Genomic DNA, 16571 nt, shown 5'->3' with positions numbered 1-16571 from the left:
CCTCATAAGAGGTCGGTTCTATTGGTTCTGCTAGGCAGTTACCCTTAAAGCAAGGTGGTTAAACCAAGCTTAGAAGTGGTAACGAGCGCCTGTTAGCCAGTATACGTCGTCAGTCAGATCGCCAACTACGTCGCCAAGATCAGTATCGCTGTTGATGCGGTTAGACGCATCAGCATCGGCTACTTCTAGGAATACGTCGAAGCTGCTAGAAACGTTGTAATAGCTACCCAGTGCCCAGGATTTGCTGGTCTCTTCACCGTCACGCTCGACGTTGTAGAAATCACCAGTGAATGCCCAAGGGCCGGTGGTGAAAGTACCACCTAGGCCAACTTTGTCGTAGCCATTTTCATCGGTAGCGCCACGAAGATCGTAGCCGCTGTTGTTGTCACGAGTTTCATAGCCAAGGCGTGCAGAGAACTGATCAGTAAAGTCGTAAGAACCGATCAGACCGTACATCATCTCGCCGTTACCACCACCGTTACCACGGCTGTTGGTATCAAGACGCTCAACGTCTTCAACAAAACCTAAACCGACAGTCACAGGGCCTTGTGCGTAACGAACACCACCTTGCGGTGCAACAACAGAGCCTTCACCTGACTGTTCGCCTTCAGTCAGGCCACGCTCGCTGTAGTGTTTCAGCTGCAGGAAGGCAGTGAAACCGCTCAGGTCAGGCGTGTAGTAACCGATAGAGTCGCCACGCGACTGCTTGCGGTGACCAGCGAATTCTAGGCCACGATCGATGTAAACATCGAACGGCAGAGAAACGAACTGGTTGTAGAAGCTGTCAAAGTTACCCGCTTGGAAAGTACCAAACTGGTCGCTCTGCAGTCCTAAGTAGCTCTGACGAATAGAGTCAAAACCGCGATCTGAACGGTTTTCATCGCCAGTAAAGCGCCACTCAAGACGACCGAAAGCAGTCAGGTCACGAGAAACTTCATGGCTCATGCGCAGACCAAGACGAGAGAAAACGTCTACGAACTCAGCGCCGTCATCAACACGGTTGCCGTCATTGTTGAATTCAGGGCCGCCACCAGCGATACCCATGGCGATACGGCCATAGATATCCAGCTTAGTACCGTCTTGGTCGTATACAGTTGCTGCTTGTGCTGCAGCAGAGGCACCCAAGGCACCAACGATAGCAGTCGCTAAAAGTGTTTTTTTCATGATGTAAGTTCCTTAACTCGTATACTGTTTCGATCGTTGCTGCTCGGCTCTTAATAAGCCGGCAGGTGGCTTTTGCGGGCCATGCTCTTTTCCCATCCGCCGGTCTTTTCCGGAGGTATGCGGCATGTCCTCAACTAAGCCTTGTTATAGTCCAATGCTCGCAGGACAAACTCTATACCGGGATTACTATGAACGCAATAGAAAAAAACAGTGTTTCTTTACTATTTGCACTTTTTTATGGAACCCCTGCCCCGCCATCCGGTCTCAGCCGCCCTTGAACTTCTGCTGTAGCCCTAACAATTTGTCTTCCATGCTAAGCGAGCTGCGTGGCTCAATTTTTTCCACTTCTGCAGACTTCGGCACTTCCTGGCGTTTTTTCTCAACGACTGGGGTAGATTTAGATTGAGCTTTTTTTTGCGGTTTACGTACTTTCGACTCACCATCTTGCGGCTCACCGCGTTTTTCTGATGCGTGCAACGCCGCCTGCTTATCAACATTACCCGCCGGCTGCCCATCCAAATCAACCCGCTCGACGCCTGCGCGCACGGCTTTTATATAGCGCGGCAGATTAACATAGTTAGCCAAAGCTCTACGTACAAGCTTGCTCGGCCATGCTTCGCGCTCGGCTAAATCTTGATGAATACCTACCTTAAGCGGCTTAGTATGACCTTTGAAGAACGCCTTCGGGTAGCGCTCGTACCATTCATTTAGCAGCGCGTGTGGCGAAGGTGCTTGCGGCGCGACAGAAGAAGGCTGTTGTGCTGCAGGTTCAGCCTTTTGCCTTTCAACTGGGCCCTCACTGCTTACTAGCTCTGTAGACGGAGCATTAGATGACGCTTCGGCGGGATTTTCAGCTTCAGCTTCTTCAGCTACCGCACTGCCTTCAGTGGCAGTGACTGCTTCGGCTGCGGGAGAGTCCTGGGACGTAGTCGCATTCGGCTCGCTCTGCGGTAGTGCATTGCTGCCTACCAACTGGTTTAAGCGCTGATTTTCCTCACGCAGGGCCTGCAGCTCAGCTTGGGTGCTCTCAAGACGCTGCTCCAAATCATCTAGCATAGTTATTAAGCTGGCGGCCATAGCCTTCTCCTTTGACCTTATCAGTCGGCGGTGCGCTCGTAGACGACGAAATCGTAATTTGGCTGCCCTTCCGCTGGCTGCCCCGCTACGCGCTGCACTTCGCGCCACATCCGGCCATCGATTTCCGGAAACGTGGCATCACCCTCTACGTCACAATCCACTTCTGTTATATAGAGCCTCTGAGCAAAGGGTAACGCCTGGCGATAAATCTCGCCGCCCCCCATCACCATAATCTCTTCTGCTGCCTCAATGGTGGCATGCTGGTCGGCTAGTGCAAGCGCTGCTGGAAGATCATGGCAAACACGTACGCCTTCGTGAGCAAACTCAGCATTACGAGTTACCACAACATTGAGCCGGTTCGGCAGCGCTTTGCCAATCGATGCAAACGTTTTGCGCCCCATTACCAGCGGCTTTGCCTGTGTCATACGCTTGAAGAACTTCAAATCCTCAGGCAAATACCAAGGTAGCTTGCCCTCTACGCCAATCACTCTATTTCTCGCCATAGCGACAATCATAGCCACCGGCACTAATGGGTCGACGTTATTGGTCATACCGCCACCTTGGCTTTGATGTGAGGGTGTGCCTCGTATGCATTAATCTGGATATCTTCAAATCGGAACGCAAACAAGTCGTTGATCTCTGGATTAAGCACTAGCTGCGGCGCTGCCTTTGGCGTGCGGGCCAGCTGTTCTTGTGCCTGCTCCCTATGATTACTGTACAGGTGAGCATCGCCCAGCGTATGAATAAACTCGCCGGGCTGAAGGCCGGCCACCTGAGCTACCATCGTTAGCAGCAATGCGTAGCTGGCGATATTGAACGGCACGCCTAAGAAAATATCGGCACTGCGCTGGTAAAGCTGACACGATAACTTGCCGTTAGCCACATAAAACTGAAAAAGGCAGTGGCACGGCGGCAGCTGCATTTCATCTACCTGGGCTGGGTTCCAGGCGGACACAATCAGCCTGCGCGATTCGGGCGTCGTACGAATTTGTTCTAGCACCTTAGCGATTTGGTCAACGCTTCCCCCCTTTGGGTCGGGCCAGCTACGCCATTGGTAGCCGTAAACGGGGCCCAAATCACCCTTTTCATCCGCCCAGTCGTCCCATATCCGCACACCGTGGTCTTTTAGGTAAGCGATATTAGTGTCGCCTTTCAGGAACCACAGAAGCTCGTGAATAATGGAGCGCAGGTGCAGCTTTTTAGTCGTCAGCAGCGGAAATCCGCGCGACAAATCAAAGCGCATCTGATGGCCAAACACGGAGCGAGTGCCTACGCCGGTGCGGTCGTGGCGATCAACGCCATGCTCTAAAACGGTCTGCATCAAATCTAAATAGGGTTGCTCTAGCGCGGGCGTTATAGCAGTCACAGAATTTCCAAATTAACAGGCGATAGTAGCGGTTCATTTTAGGTGGAGAGATACCTTTACTCAACCAGCTAATACTTACCCATTGGTACTTGGCATTTGAACATCAACTGGCTGGGAGCGTGACCAGGCGATGATTATCAGTCCTAACGCAATCATAGGTAGCGTTAGCAGCATGCCCATCGTTACCCAATCGAAAGCAATAAATCCAATGTGGGCATCTGGCAGGCGCACAAACTCGACCATAAAGCGGAAAACGCCGTAGCAGACTAAAAACAGGCCCGAGAGAAATCCTCGCGCGGTTGGCTTAGCAGAAACCCACCATAAAATGGCAAAGAGCACGGCTCCTTCCAGTAGCGCCTCATACAGCGCTGATGGATGACGCGGCTCAGGCCCCATGCCTGGAAATGGCATACCCCATGGCAACGACGTTAAACGTCCAGGCAGCTCGTGATTAATGAAATTACCGATACGCCCCGCGCCTAAACCAATCGGCACTAGCGGCGCGATAAAGTCTGTCAGCGTTAGAAACGCTAACTTTTTCCGTCTTGCGAAGATCCAGGCAGCGAGCAATACGCCGAGCAGGCCACCGTGAAAACTCATCCCGCCATCCCACACGCGGAAAATCCACAAAATATCGGCGGACCACTGCCCCAGCCCATAAAATAGCGCGTAACCTAGCCGCCCACCCGCCACCACGCCTATCGCACAGTAGAAAAGCAAGTCACCAATGTCATCATTATTGAGACCTAAGCGCGAGGCGCGCCGGCAGCCAAGCCACCAGGCCGCTACAAAACCTACTACGTACATCAAGCCATACCAATGCACTTGCAGCGGGCCTAAAGAAATAGCCACCGGGTCAATCGTCGGATAGTTAATCATTTACACTCTCTAATCTAACTAAAGGGATCAATAATCGAGGCTATTAAAACAGCAGCCCGAGTTTCACTAAGGAGTCGACAGCTCATGCAGGAGCATCCGCTTCTACCGTATCCGGAAACCAGTGAACGATAATATTGAGCAGGGTTTCTGGCTGATACGGCTTTGCTAATAGATCGTCCATACCCGCCGCCAGGCAGGCATCGCGCCCTGCGTTGTCGCCGTTAGCCGTTAATGCTACCAGCACGCTTTTACCGCAATCATGAGTGCGCTCGTAATCGCGCCAGCGCCGGGTCGTTTCGAGCCCATCAAGCGTGGGCATAAAAATATCCATAAACACTAAATCAAACATAGCGCTTCGCTGGCGCTCAAGCGCTTCCTCACCACTGCTAACGCTTTCCACCTGAAGCCCCTGGGCCTCAAGCATTTGGCGCGCCAGCATCAAATTGACAGGCCCATCATCGACCACCAGCACACGCAAGTGTCGTTGCGAGGCATCGTCCTGGAGCACCGAACGATCTCTCTGCTGATCACTATTTTTGTCAGCATTGTGGTGAGCAAGGTTGTCCAGCAGCGACCGGATATCCGAAAGGCGCTCTCGCACGTCAAGCACCCGCTGTCGGCAGCCATTCGTCAGATCCTGCTCAGCCATCGCATTCAGATACTCGAACAGCTTGTCAGTCTCATTCTGCAGTAACGCTAAGTAACCGGACTTTAACCGCGACTCTTCACGCGCCCGTTCACGCCCCGTCGTTAAATGTTTCAGCTGGCGCTGCTGCTGCTGAATATCGTCCAGCAGCGACTGTTCGTGCTCTTGCTGCGTCTGTTTAGCGGCGGCGCCGGCTGTTTGTGAGCAGACAATGCAGCGTTCGATATCGGCTAATACCACATTAACGCTGGCCAATCGCTGAAGCGGCAGCTGGGACTCGTCGGCGGCTTTAAGTGGCGCGCAGCGCTGTTCTGGCAGCGAACGTGATGCCGTGGCGTACAGCGCCTGACCATGGCGTTCAAGCTCAGCAAGCTCTTGCATAAAGTGGCTATCTTTACGCCGCGCTCGGGTTTTAATCAGCATCAGGAAAGCACCGACATTCAGACTACTGCCGATCAGCATTGCCAGCGCCAACCAAAGCATAGTGCTCCATGACACGTAGCTTGGCGACATCCACCACACCATCGCAGCTACGGCTAGGCACAGAAGTATTAGCGCTGCTTGTAAAAAAAACAACGGCCAAAGGAGTGGCCATATAATGGCTCCCCAAAAATGCTCCCTTTGATAGCGTTGCGTCATCTCGCCTTCCTGGTGGCCATAGGGCCTGTAATAATGATACCGGCCTAAGTGTACGTCTACACTTCGTGACTGTCATGCAGGCCGTTGATTGAACGCCTTTTACTTTCCTGATCAGTGAGTTTCCGCTATGTGCTTAATAACGTTCGCCTGGCAGCCCAATACCTCCATGCCGTTACGCCTCATCGGCAATCGCGATGAACTCCACGCGCGGCCTACTGCACCGCTTGGCTACTGGGAAGGAAGCGCTGACATTGCAGGCGGGCGTGATTTAGAAGCAGGTGGTTCCTGGCTTGCGGCCAAGCGAGGCGGCGTAGTGGCTGCATTAACCAATGTCCGCGACCCCCAGCTCGCCGTACCGCCCGGCGCGCCAAGTCGAGGTGAGTTAGTGACTGATGCCCTGCAATGTAATGATATTGACGTGTGGCTGACAGCGCTCAGCCAAGGTGAGGCGTTACGCTACGCCGGCTTTAACCTGTTAGTGGCAACACCGCAGCGACTGTGGCTACTGCACCGTAGCCGAGAGCGTCTTACGCTCAATGAAGTACCGCCTGGCGTGCACGGCTTATCCAACGCCGACCTTAATTCACCGTGGCCCAAGCTATTGCATGTGCGCAGTGCACTTGGCAGCGCATTTGAAAACAATTTCTTGGGCGGTTGGCCCAGCGTCGTTCAGCAAGCAATGCAAAACCCGCAAGAAGCCGCCAATGAAGAGCTGCCTGATACAGGAGTAGGTGTTGCTTTAGAACGCCAGCTTTCCGCGGCGTTTATTGTTGGCGAGCGCTATGGCACGCGCGCCACGTCGTGGCTCACGCTTGATGCCCAAGGTAATATCGACATCACTGAACAGCGCTTTGGGCCACTGGGAAGCGATGAAGGTGAAACGTCCCTAGCGCTGCCCAGCGGCTTGTAATAACGCCCTCTAGTCTCGCGGCGGCATCAGGTGCGAAAGCTGCCATTCATCTAGACGAGCCTCAAGATGCGCATGCACAAGCGCAGGCGTATCTAACGTCATGACTTCTTTGAGCAGCTGCTGGGCATCCGTCATCGGTACTCGGCGAATGGCCGCGCGCACTTTAGGCAGGCTGGGGGCATTCATGGAGAGGCTAGTAAAGCCCATCGCCATGAGCAACAGCGCCCCGGCCGGGTCACCGGCCAATTCACCGCATAGCGAAATAGGTTTATTGAGCCGCTTAGCGTCGTGGGAAAGCTCCTGTAAGGCGCCCAGCAGCGCCGGATGCATAGCATCGTAAAGGCTGGATACCCGTGGATTATTACGGTCTACCGCCAGCAGATACTGGGTAAGATCGTTGCTACCCACGGAGAAAAAGTCGATACGCTTGGCCAGGGCATCCATTTGATAAATGGTCGCGGGCACTTCGATCATTACCCCCACCTGAGGTCGGATGACGCTGATACCTTCCTCGCCTAGCTCCAAAATAGCGCGGTCCAGCAGGCGCAGCGCCTCATCCACTTCTTCTACGTTGGTGATCATCGGAAACAGAACGTAGAGATTATCCAGATCCACCGACGCTTTTAGCATGGCGCGCAGCTGCACCATCAGCACTTCCGGATGATCAAGCGTAACGCGCATCCCGCGCCAGCCAAGAAACGGATTAGCCTCTTCAATCGGGAAGTAGGGCAAATCTTTATCGCCACCGATATCCAGCGTACGCATAACGACTGGCAGCGGCGCAAAGCCTTCTAACTGGTCGCGGTAAAGACGAGTCTGTTCTTTTTCGCCGGGGAAGCGCTCGGTAATCATAAAAGGCACTTCGGTACGATAAAGGCCTACGCCCCCTATGCGACTTTTCAGCAGCGCGGTGGCATCTACCGCAAGCCCGGTATTGACCATGAGCGGCATGGTATAGCCATCGGGCGTTACGCTGGGCAAATCCTGCTCATGCTCCAGAAACTCGCTAAGCGCCTTCTCTTCCGCAATCAGGCTTGCGTAGCGCGCAGTCAATTCGGGGGCTGGGCGCACAAATAGGCGGCCGCGATGGCCATCTAACACCACCGGTGCTCCGCCTAGGCGCGGCAGCGGCAAATCCACCATGCCTAGCACGGTGGGAATACCCATCGCGCGGGCGACAATCGCCACATGCGACGTGCTGGAGCCGCGTACCGATACCAGCCCCTTAAGCTTATCGCGGGGGACTTCACCAAGCATCGCTACGCTAATTTCATCGCCCACTAAAATGGCGTTATCGGGATAGGTTTCTGGCGTAGAGGGCGTGTCTTCCTGCAGATGGGCAAGGACGCGGCGGCCTAAATCACGAATATCGGCCGCACGTTCACGCAGGTAGTTATCATCAACCCGCTCCAAGTACTGCACGTGACGACGAACAACGTCGGCCAGAGCGCCGGGGGCCCACTGCCCTTCACGAATACGTTTTTCAACTTCATCGGCCAGCGCCGCTTCGCCCAGCATTTGCTGATAAACATCAAACAGCGCCAGCTCTTGAACCGATATACGGCTTGCCAACCGCTCGGCCGCCGCGCGAATTTCGCTACGGGTTTTGCCGATCGCCTCTTTTAAGCGCGCGACTTCGTAGTCCTGATCGCTAGGCACTAGATCCGGCACGCTGTTCAGATCAGCCGGTGGCGTAATGACCACCGCTTCACCCATAGCCATACCTGGCGAGGCCGCAACGCCTTTAAACATTGCCTGGCCACCCGCAAGCGCCGGGCGCATTAGGTTACCGGTGGCCAAGGCATGCGCCAACACGCCCGCCAACTGAGCGGCCATCGTGACCAGAAAGGCCTCATCTTCATCATCATAGCTGCGCTTTTCAGCCTGCTGAACAACCAGTACGCCGAGCATTTGCCGTTGGTGAATGATTGGCACGCCTAAGAAGCTTGAGTAGCGCTCCTCACCGGTGGATTCAAAATAGCGAAACAGCGGGTGAGCCTGGGCATCTTCAAGATTAAGCGGCTCGCTGCGCTTGGCCACCAAGCCAACTAGGCCTTCCCCTAACGGCAGCACAACGCGGCCCACGGCCTGAGTGCGCAGGCCAATGGTTTCCATCAATACCAGTGAATCAAGCGCTTTATCATAAAGGTAGAAGGAGCACACATCGGTCTGCATAGCCTTACGGATTCGGCGTACCATCGTAGACAGCGCGGCGTCGAGGGTACGCGCGCTATTCACTTCCTGAATAACGCGGCGCAGCACCTCAAGCATGGACGTTTTACCTTTCACTGTTATTTGCCTCGCTGAGGAATTTCCTGGCAGACTCGCGCCGCCCTAGTTTGGCAGCGGGCAGTCGCCCCATTCATCATCCTGTGCCAGGCGCTGAACGCGGGGAGAAAGCTCCCGCAGCGCACGCCGATAAACCTCTCGCTTAAAAGGCACTACTTGCCCTAGCGGATACCAATAGCTGACCCAGCGCCAACCATCAAACTCAGGCGTTGGGGTAGCCGTCATGCATATTTGGCTTTCCTGGCAACGAATTTTAAGTAAAAACCACTTCTGCTTCTGGCCTATACAGACCGGACGCGAATGTGTGCGAATCATACGTCGTGGCAGACGGTAGCGTAGCCAGCCCCGGGTGCAAGCAACAATATCAACATCGTCGGCGGTTAAACCGATCTCCTCAAAAAGCTCACGAAAAAGCGCTTGTTGTGGCGTCTCGCTTGCATTGATGCCCCCCTGGGGAAATTGCCACGCATTCTGTCCTACCCGACGCGCCCAAAGCAGCTGCCCCTGGCTATTGGCAATGATAATGCCAACATTGGGGCGAAAGCCGTCAGCGTCGATCACGGACATCACCTTATAAATTTTCAGTTACCCCCATTTTTCCACAAGGGTGACAAGCGTATCAATACATTATAACGCCATGTGTTGAATGCTTATGCTGCGCAGGTGGGAAAGCCTGGGCGACTCTGCGATAATTCGCCCCTTTGTAGACCAATACCAAGCACTTATAACCACTGATTAAAAAGGGTGAGCATCGTGAGTCTGGCCATTTTCGATTTGGATAATACGCTGCTATCCACCGACAGCGATCATGCGTGGGGTGAGTTTTTACTTGAACAGGGCGTCGTTGATCCCATTGCTTACCGCGAAGCCAATGAACGCTTTATGGCCGACTACAATGCGGGCAAGCTGGATATGGCGGCATTTTTGGAAGTAGCCCTTAAACCGCTGGCCGATAATTTGCCCGAACAGCTGGCTGCTTGGCATCAGCAGTTTATGGCTAGCAAAATTGAACCGCATATTTTGCCCAAAGCAGAAGAATTGCTGGCGCGTCACCGCACCCAAGGCGATACGTTACTGATCATTACCGCCACCAACCGCTTTATTACTGCACCGATCGCCGAGCGACTGGGTGTGGATAACTTGATCGCCGTGAACCCGGAAGTGAAAGAAGGCCGCTACACGGGACGCGTTTCCGGCATTCCCAGTTTTCGTGAAGGCAAAGTGACTCGCTTGAATCAATGGTTAGAGCAGCAGGATCTCTCGATGGACGGCGCTTGGTTTTACAGCGACTCGCACAATGACCTGCCGTTACTGGAAAAAGTCGACCACCCCGTCGCGGTAGACCCCGACGACACCCTGCGCCAAGTGGCCGAAGAACGCCAATGGCGGATCATGAGCCTGCGCGACTGATATCAGTAGACCGTTGTAGTAAGTAGTAAGGAGTCAGTGCCAATAAAAAACCCCACAAGCATGGCTTGTGGGGTTGGCGTAGCAGTTAATGCGTTTAGCCGAGCAGGTGCTCAACCGCTGCACGCTCTTCGCGCAGTTCTTTCTCGCTCGCTTTCATTTTCTCTTGGCTGAATTCGTCCAGCTCAAAGCCTTGAACGATTTCATACTTGCCACCCTGGCAGCGCACTGGGTAGGAGTAGATGATGCCTTCTTTGATGCCGTAGCTGCCGTCTGACGGAATCGCCATGCTGACGATACCTTTAGAGCCCAGCGCCCAGTCGTGCATATGGTCGATGGCTGAAGAGGCAGCAGAGGCGGCAGAAGAGGCGCCACGAGCTTTAATGATAGCCGCGCCGCGCTGCTGCACGGTGGGGATAAAGTCGTTTTCGTACCAGTCGCGCTCAACTAGATCAAACGCCGCTTTGCCGTCGACTTTGCACTGGGCCAGGTCCGGATACTGGGTGGCACTGTGGTTGCCCCAGATGATCATGCTTTCAACGTCAGTCACGTGTTTGCCGGTTTTCTGTGCCAGCTGCGTCAGGGCGCGGTTGTGATCCAAACGCGTCATGGCGGTGAACTGACCGGCATTTAGGTCCGGCGCGTTGCAAGAAGCAATCAGCGCGTTGGTGTTGGCAGGATTACCCACCACCAGCACTTTAACGTCACGGCTAGCATGGTCGTTCAGCGCTTTACCCTGGACAGAGAAGATCGCTGCGTTGGCTTCCAGCAGGTCTTTACGCTCCATGCCCGGGCCACGCGGACGTGCGCCAACCAGCAGAGCGAAGTCGACGTCTTTAAACGCGACGTTCGGATCGTCAGTCGCGACGATGTCTTTCACCAGCGGGAAGGCACAGTCGTTAACTTCCATGACCACGCCGTTCAGGGCGTCCATTGCCTGAGGAATTTCCAGAAGCTGGAGAATGACAGGCTGATCCGGCCCCAGCATGTCGCCAGCGGCGATGCGGAAAATAAGAGAGTAGCTGATCTGGCCGGCACCGCCGGTAATCGCAATACGTACTGGATCTTTCATCATTGCTCCTTGATTGGTTCGCCTAGGGATGGTTCTCGCCTGAGGAGTGGTTCAACAGAACTCAAGACGCCAAGATGGTATGCCCAGCCGGGCAAAAACTCAATCAGACATGCGACTACGACCCATTTAAACAACTTACCGCTCCCCATCGGCTTGCTACTCGCTGAAAACACCGAGTTGCGTTATGGTGTCATCGGCTTAACGCCCTCCTTGCTTGCTGCTACGCTTTTTTTGTTAAGCTTTTTATTAAGGACATGTTATTAAGGACATGGACGCCCCCATGCGACGAATCCCCTTCTCTTATGCTCTGGCCAGCCTACTGGTGCTGGCACTGGTGATATGGCTAGCGTTTGGTAATTTCCAGCGTTTCCAAACAACGCCGCCAGATGCACCCCCGCGCAGCCAAGCAGGTCCGCGCGTTGAAGTAATTGAGCAGCAGAGCACGCCGTTCATTCCACAGCAGATTATCCAAGGCCAGCTAACCGCCGAACGTGAAACCACGCTGCGTGCCAACTTGGCGGGTTTTGTGGCGGAAAAGCCGGTGGCTCAAGGCAGCCGTGTTCAGGCGGGCGATACTTTATTAGTACTGGATAACGATGCCCTGCCCGAGCAGTTGCAGCAAGCCCGCGACGAACTGGCAGTGGCCGAAGCGGAGTACAGCGGTGCGCGCAATCTGCGCCAGCGAGAGCTAATTTCGCAACCCGAATTATTGCGCTTACAGAGTGCACTCAGCGCTAGCGCGGCCTCGGTGGCACAGCTACAGAAACAACTCAATGATAGTCGCCCCACGGCGCCTTTTGATGGTGTGCTAGATCGCGTGCAGGTAGAGGTGGGTGATCTATTGCAGCCCGGTGAAGAGTGGGCCCAGCTAGTGGATGACCGCCGTTTAAAGGGCGCAGCCTGGGTATCTCAACAGCAGGTAGGCGATTTGACCGAGGGTTTGCCGGTCACCGCACGGCTGCTGAATGGCGACCACCTGGAAGGCGAGCTGACCTTTATAAGTCACCGTGCCGAAGAAGCCACACGCACCTTTTATATTGAAGCCACGCTGGATAACCCGGCCGGTAAGCGCCTAGCCGGCGCCAGTGCGGAGCTCACGATTATTCTGCCGCCTCGCCAAGTGCATACGCTTTCGCCGGCGCTACTCAGCCTTAACAGCGAAGGCCAACTGGCCGTTAAACATTTAGATGCTAACGACCAAGTGCAGCAGACCGCTGTACAGCTGGTCAGCGCCGACATACAGCGTGCCTACGTCACGGGCTTACCTGACCCGCTGCGCCTGATTACGCTAGGTGCGGGCATAGTCGCTATTGGCGAAACCGTCTCGCCGGTGCCCGCACAGTCGCAGATGACTACCCAAGAGCCGAATTCGCACTCAACCGCTCAGGACAGTGTTCATGCGCCAGCTGATTAGTGCGGCGCTAGCCCACACACGCACGACGCTGCTGCTGTTGGTAAGCTTACTGCTCGCGGGCACCGTCGCCTGGAAGATGATTCCTAAAGAAGCCAACCCTGACGTCACGATTCCGATGATTTATGTCTCGCTGTCGTTGGAAGGCGTTAGCCCAGAGGACGGAGAACGGCTGCTCATTCGGCCCATGGAGCAAGAGCTTCGCGGCATTGAGGGGCTACGCAAGTTCACCGCCCAATCCAGCGAAGGGCATGGCTCCATCACGCTAGAGTTTGATCCTGGCTTTGACCCGGACACCGCGCTGACTGACGTTCGCGACCGGGTAGATATTGCTCGTAGCGAACTACCTTCAGAAGCCGATGAGCCGCGAGTAATGGAGGTCAACGTTTCAGAGTTCCCGGTGCTAACGATTGGCCTTTCCGGGCAGCTGGATACCCGCGAACGCATTACTGTAGCCAGGCGCTTGCAAGAGGAAATTGAAGGCATCGCCGATGTGCTAGAAGTCGATATTGCCGGCGATCGTGAAGACCTGCTGGAAATAGTCGTTGATCCGCTAGTGCTCGAAAGCTACGGCGTCGATTTTGATGCCCTGTTTAATCAAGTGTCGCGCAATAATCGCTTGGTCGCTGCGGGCAGTATCGATACCGGCGCCGGGCGTTTAGCGCTCAAAGTGCCTGGCATCATTGAGTCCCTTGAAGACGTCATGAACATGCCGGTCAAGGTCGAGGATGACCGGGTCGTCACCTTTGGCGACGTGGCATGGATTCAGCCTACCTATAAATCTCCCGAGGGCTTTGCCCGTATAGATGGCCAGCCAGCTGTAGTGCTAGAGGTTTCCAAGCGCGCCGGGGCGAACATCATCGCAACGATTAGCGCGGTGCGTGAGAGTTTAGAACAAGCGGGTGATTTACTGCCCGAGCAGCTGAGCTTCACCACTATTTTGGATGAGTCGATAACCGTTGAAAATATGCTTTCCGAGCTATTAAACAACGTACTGACCGCCGTGGTGCTGGTGCTGATTGTGGTGGTCGCGGTGATGGGATGGCGCATGGCGCTGCTAGTCGGCCTGACGATTCCAGGTGCCTTCTTAACCGGCATACTGCTGGTGTGGGCGTTTGGCTTTACGCTCAACATTGTGGTGCTGTTCGCGCTGATTCTGGTGGCCGGCATGCTGGTTGACGGCGCGATCGTGGTGAGCGAGCTTGCTGATCGCTACTTACGTGATGGCCAAACGCCTCACCAGGCGTGGCTAAACGCCGCATCACGTATGAGCTGGCCGGTGATTGCCTCTACCGCCACCACGCTAGCCGTTTTTATCCCCTTACTGTTTTGGCCCGGCGTGGTGGGTCAATTTATGAAGTATCTGCCCGCTACGGTGATTTTGTGCCTACTGGCGTCGCTGGCCATGGCGCTGATATTTTTACCTACGCTAGGCCGCTTGTTTACCCGCACTGCCAAGAATCAAGCGGATGCTAGCTTTGAGCCTGCCACGACCTCGTTTGGCCGCGGCTACCGACATGTGCTCGGCCGCCTACTCAAGCATCCGGCGTGGGTGCTGCTGGTCAGCGTGTTGCTGATGGTGCTGCTGTATACCGGCTATGCACGCTTTAATCACGGCATCGATTTTTTCCCTAACGTTGAGCCTGACAGTGCTCAGGTGCTTGTTCGCGCCCGCGGTGATTTCTCGGCAGAAGAAACCGATGCCATTGTCCAACGAGTGGAAGCCAAGCTCTCGGGCCTGAGCGAAGTGAGGGCGCTCTATGCACGCTCCTTTGCGCTACCCAACGAGCAGATGGGCAATGATGTGATTGGCATGCTGCAATTCCAGTTTATTGACTGGCATGAGCGCCGCCCTGCCCGGGACATATTAGCCGACATGGCCGATCGCGCCCGCGACATTCCCGGCATTACACTTGAGTTTCAGGAGCAGGAATCGGGCCCCGGCGGCGGCAAACCGATTGTGCTAGAAGTAAGTGCCACCAACCCCGATATCGCTGACACTGGGGTCGGCCAGCTCACCCAGCTAATGCGCGACCTGGGTGGCTTTGTAGATATTCAGGACAACCGCAGCCTGCCGGGCGTGGAATGGCAGGTAAACGTGGACCGCGAGGCCGCCGCGCGCATGGGCACCGACATCACCACGATTGGTAGCGCGGTGCAGCTGCTCACCACGGGCCTTCAGGTAGCGAGCTACCGGCCGCCGGAAGTCAGCGATGAGGTCGATATTCGCGTGCGCCTACCGCAACACTGGCGCTCGTTAGATCAGTTAGAGCGCCTGACCATAAACACTCAGCGCGGGCAGGTGCCGATCTCGCATTTCGTGACGCTAGAGCCCGCGCCTAAAGTGGGCACCCTTAGCCGTATTGATGGCCGCCGCGCCATTACGGTCGACGCTGACCTAGCCCCGGGCTATCTCGCCGACGAACGCCTGCGCGCCTTGCTTGATGCCAGCCGCGACAGCCTACCCGACGGGCTAATGGTGAACGTTGCTGGCGAGCAGGAAGACCAGCAGGAGTCGATGCAGTTTCTGGTCAGCGCGTTCTTAATCGCTATCGGCCTGATGGCGATTATTTTGGTGACCCAGTTCAACAGTTTCTATCAGGCGGGTCTGGTGCTATCGGCGATCGTTTTCTCTACCGCCGGTGTACTGATGGGCCTGCTAATAACCGGTCAGGCGTTTGGCATTGTGATGGTGGGCATGGGCGTCATTGCCCTGGCGGGCATCGTCGTCAACAACAATATTGTCTTGATTGACACCTATAACGAGCTGCGTGGCGAGGGCATGGCGCCAAGCGAGGCGGCCCTGGAAGCGGGCTGTTTGCGTTTACGCCCGGTACTACTAACGGCGATCACCACGGTGCTGGGGCTGATGCCGATGGTACTGGGTATCAACGTCGACCTATTTACCCCTGCGCTAGGCTTTAATGCGCCTTCCGCCCAGTGGTGGACACAGATGTCGAGCGCGATTGCAGGCGGCCTCACCTTCGCCACCGCGCTCACACTACTGCTCACCCCCTGCATGCTGGTAATTGGCGGCAAATTGCACCGTCAATCACGAGTAGCCAGCAGCGAACGATAAGCAAGTAAAAGTAAGCAGAGAAACAACAAGGTGCCACGACGACAAAAGCGCCGCATGGCGGCGCCTATTAGATTGTCTGCGTTAGCTTATATGAGGAAATTAAGCAGGTGCTTTGGCGTTTTGCGGGCTGTTAGCGGCATGCAGGCGCGCAATCAGTTGATCTTCAAGCGCGAAGCGCTCCGTCAGGCCCCGGGCCAAACGGTCAATCCAGGCAGGCAGACGGGCAATGTTCTGCTCGCAGCTGAGCGTAGAGCCAAAGTCAGCATCAAACTCCAGCACCATTTCGGTCGACATCTCTAAGCGCTCCAGTAATTTAGCCGCGATGACTAGCGCGGCCTCATCACCAAACGCCTGCGCTTCTTCCGAAAGCTGAGGGTAAATTTCAAAATGACCGGCGCTGATGTAGTCCATCAACTGCTCACTGAAGGTATCGATAGGCGCTTTGCTCACCGCTTCTAGCTCAGCATCACACGCCTCTTTTAGCTCAATGAAGCTTATTAACAGCTGGCGACGCTGATCTAGCCAGCGGTCGATCAAGGCGTGCACGCCTCCCCAGCGCTCCAGGGCATTTTTGCAATCTTCGAGCATGGAGCTATCTCCTTAACGATGCATAACTCTTCATAATTATGCGT

Annotated in this window: 14 protein-coding genes; 4 read left to right on the top strand and 10 right to left on the bottom strand. The window is 55.1% G+C overall.

The features are described from left to right. Nucleotides 1–69 precede the first annotated feature (69 nt). The 6 genes from KUO20_RS05260 to KUO20_RS05235 all read right to left on the bottom strand — a co-directional run bounded on the left by KUO20_RS05260 (nucleotide 70) and on the right by KUO20_RS05235 (nucleotide 5771). Nucleotides 70–1164 carry a porin gene (locus KUO20_RS05260; protein ID WP_235041841.1) on the bottom strand — a complete coding sequence of 365 codons (1095 nt, stop codon included), beginning with the start codon at nucleotides 1162–1164 and terminating at the stop codon, nucleotides 70–72. A gap of 264 nt (nucleotides 1165–1428) precedes the next feature. Beyond that, on the bottom strand, nucleotides 1429–2241 hold the full coding sequence (locus KUO20_RS05255) for a ProQ/FINO family protein (RefSeq protein ID WP_235041840.1): 813 nt from the start codon (nucleotides 2239–2241) through the stop codon (nucleotides 1429–1431). A 20-nt stretch (nucleotides 2242–2261) separates the two neighbouring features. Further along, nucleotides 2262–2792 (bottom strand): dihydrofolate reductase, encoded by a 531-nt coding sequence (locus KUO20_RS05250; RefSeq protein WP_235041839.1) that lies wholly within the window; start codon nucleotides 2790–2792, stop codon nucleotides 2262–2264. Continuing rightward, nucleotides 2789–3562 carry a thymidylate synthase gene (locus KUO20_RS05245; protein WP_235042426.1) on the bottom strand — a complete coding sequence of 258 codons (774 nt, stop codon included), beginning with the start codon at nucleotides 3560–3562 and terminating at the stop codon, nucleotides 2789–2791. Before KUO20_RS05245 ends, KUO20_RS05250 begins: the two co-directional genes overlap by 4 nt. Nucleotides 3563–3682: 120 nt before the next feature. Next, nucleotides 3683–4486 carry a prolipoprotein diacylglyceryl transferase gene (gene lgt, locus KUO20_RS05240; protein WP_235041838.1) on the bottom strand — a complete coding sequence of 268 codons (804 nt, stop codon included), beginning with the start codon at nucleotides 4484–4486 and terminating at the stop codon, nucleotides 3683–3685. A gap of 82 nt (nucleotides 4487–4568) precedes the next feature. Then, the gene (locus tag KUO20_RS05235) at nucleotides 4569–5771 is read right to left on the bottom strand and encodes a response regulator (RefSeq protein ID WP_235041837.1); all 1203 of its coding nucleotides are present in this window, start codon (nucleotides 5769–5771) and stop codon (nucleotides 4569–4571) included. A gap of 127 nt (nucleotides 5772–5898) precedes the next feature. Between KUO20_RS05235 and KUO20_RS05230 the strand changes: the two genes are divergently transcribed. Next, nucleotides 5899–6681, top strand: a complete 783-nt coding sequence (locus tag KUO20_RS05230; RefSeq protein WP_235041836.1) for an NRDE family protein — start codon at nucleotides 5899–5901, stop codon at nucleotides 6679–6681. A 9-nt stretch (nucleotides 6682–6690) separates the two neighbouring features. Here the strand turns inward: KUO20_RS05230 and ptsP are convergent, their stop codons facing one another. Both ptsP and rppH read right to left on the bottom strand, forming a co-directional pair. Beyond that, nucleotides 6691–8952, bottom strand: coding sequence for a phosphoenolpyruvate--protein phosphotransferase (gene ptsP / locus KUO20_RS05225; protein ID WP_235041835.1), 2262 nt, complete (start codon nucleotides 8950–8952; stop codon nucleotides 6691–6693). Between the two features lie 63 nt (nucleotides 8953–9015). Further along, on the bottom strand, nucleotides 9016–9531 hold the full coding sequence (gene rppH, locus KUO20_RS05220; protein ID WP_235041834.1) for an RNA pyrophosphohydrolase: 516 nt from the start codon (nucleotides 9529–9531) through the stop codon (nucleotides 9016–9018). Between the two features lie 192 nt (nucleotides 9532–9723). Here rppH and KUO20_RS05215 point away from each other — a divergent pair, with 192 nt between their 5' ends. Further along, nucleotides 9724–10380 (top strand): histidinol-phosphatase, encoded by a 657-nt coding sequence (locus KUO20_RS05215; protein WP_235041833.1) that lies wholly within the window; start codon nucleotides 9724–9726, stop codon nucleotides 10378–10380. 94 nt (nucleotides 10381–10474) lie between these two features. On the opposite strand, the gene KUO20_RS05210 is transcribed toward KUO20_RS05215, so the two are convergent. After that, entirely contained in the window at nucleotides 10475–11449 is a 975-nt protein-coding gene (locus tag KUO20_RS05210; protein ID WP_235041832.1) for a malate dehydrogenase, read from the bottom strand. A 280-nt stretch (nucleotides 11450–11729) separates the two neighbouring features. On the opposite strand from KUO20_RS05210, the gene KUO20_RS05205 reads away from it, so the two are divergent. Both KUO20_RS05205 and KUO20_RS05200 read left to right on the top strand, forming a co-directional pair. Further along, a complete protein-coding gene (locus tag KUO20_RS05205; protein WP_235041831.1) occupies nucleotides 11730–12863 on the top strand; it encodes an efflux RND transporter periplasmic adaptor subunit in 1134 nt (377 codons plus the stop codon). Then, nucleotides 12847–15939, top strand: coding sequence for an efflux RND transporter permease subunit (locus KUO20_RS05200; protein WP_235041830.1), 3093 nt, complete (start codon nucleotides 12847–12849; stop codon nucleotides 15937–15939). Before KUO20_RS05205 ends, KUO20_RS05200 begins: the two co-directional genes overlap by 17 nt. Nucleotides 15940–16038: 99 nt before the next feature. Here the strand turns inward: KUO20_RS05200 and rsd are convergent, their stop codons facing one another. Further along, nucleotides 16039–16527, bottom strand: a complete 489-nt coding sequence (rsd, locus tag KUO20_RS05195) for a sigma D regulator (protein ID WP_096281237.1) — start codon at nucleotides 16525–16527, stop codon at nucleotides 16039–16041. Nucleotides 16528–16571 lie beyond the last annotated feature (44 nt).

The sequence above is a fragment of the Vreelandella profundi genome (genome assembly GCF_019722725.1).
In the GTDB taxonomy this organism is placed as follows: domain Bacteria; phylum Pseudomonadota; class Gammaproteobacteria; order Pseudomonadales; family Halomonadaceae; genus Vreelandella; species Vreelandella profundi.
Note: the sequence above shows the minus strand (reverse complement) of the source record. Positions and strands in the feature narration are given on the sequence as shown.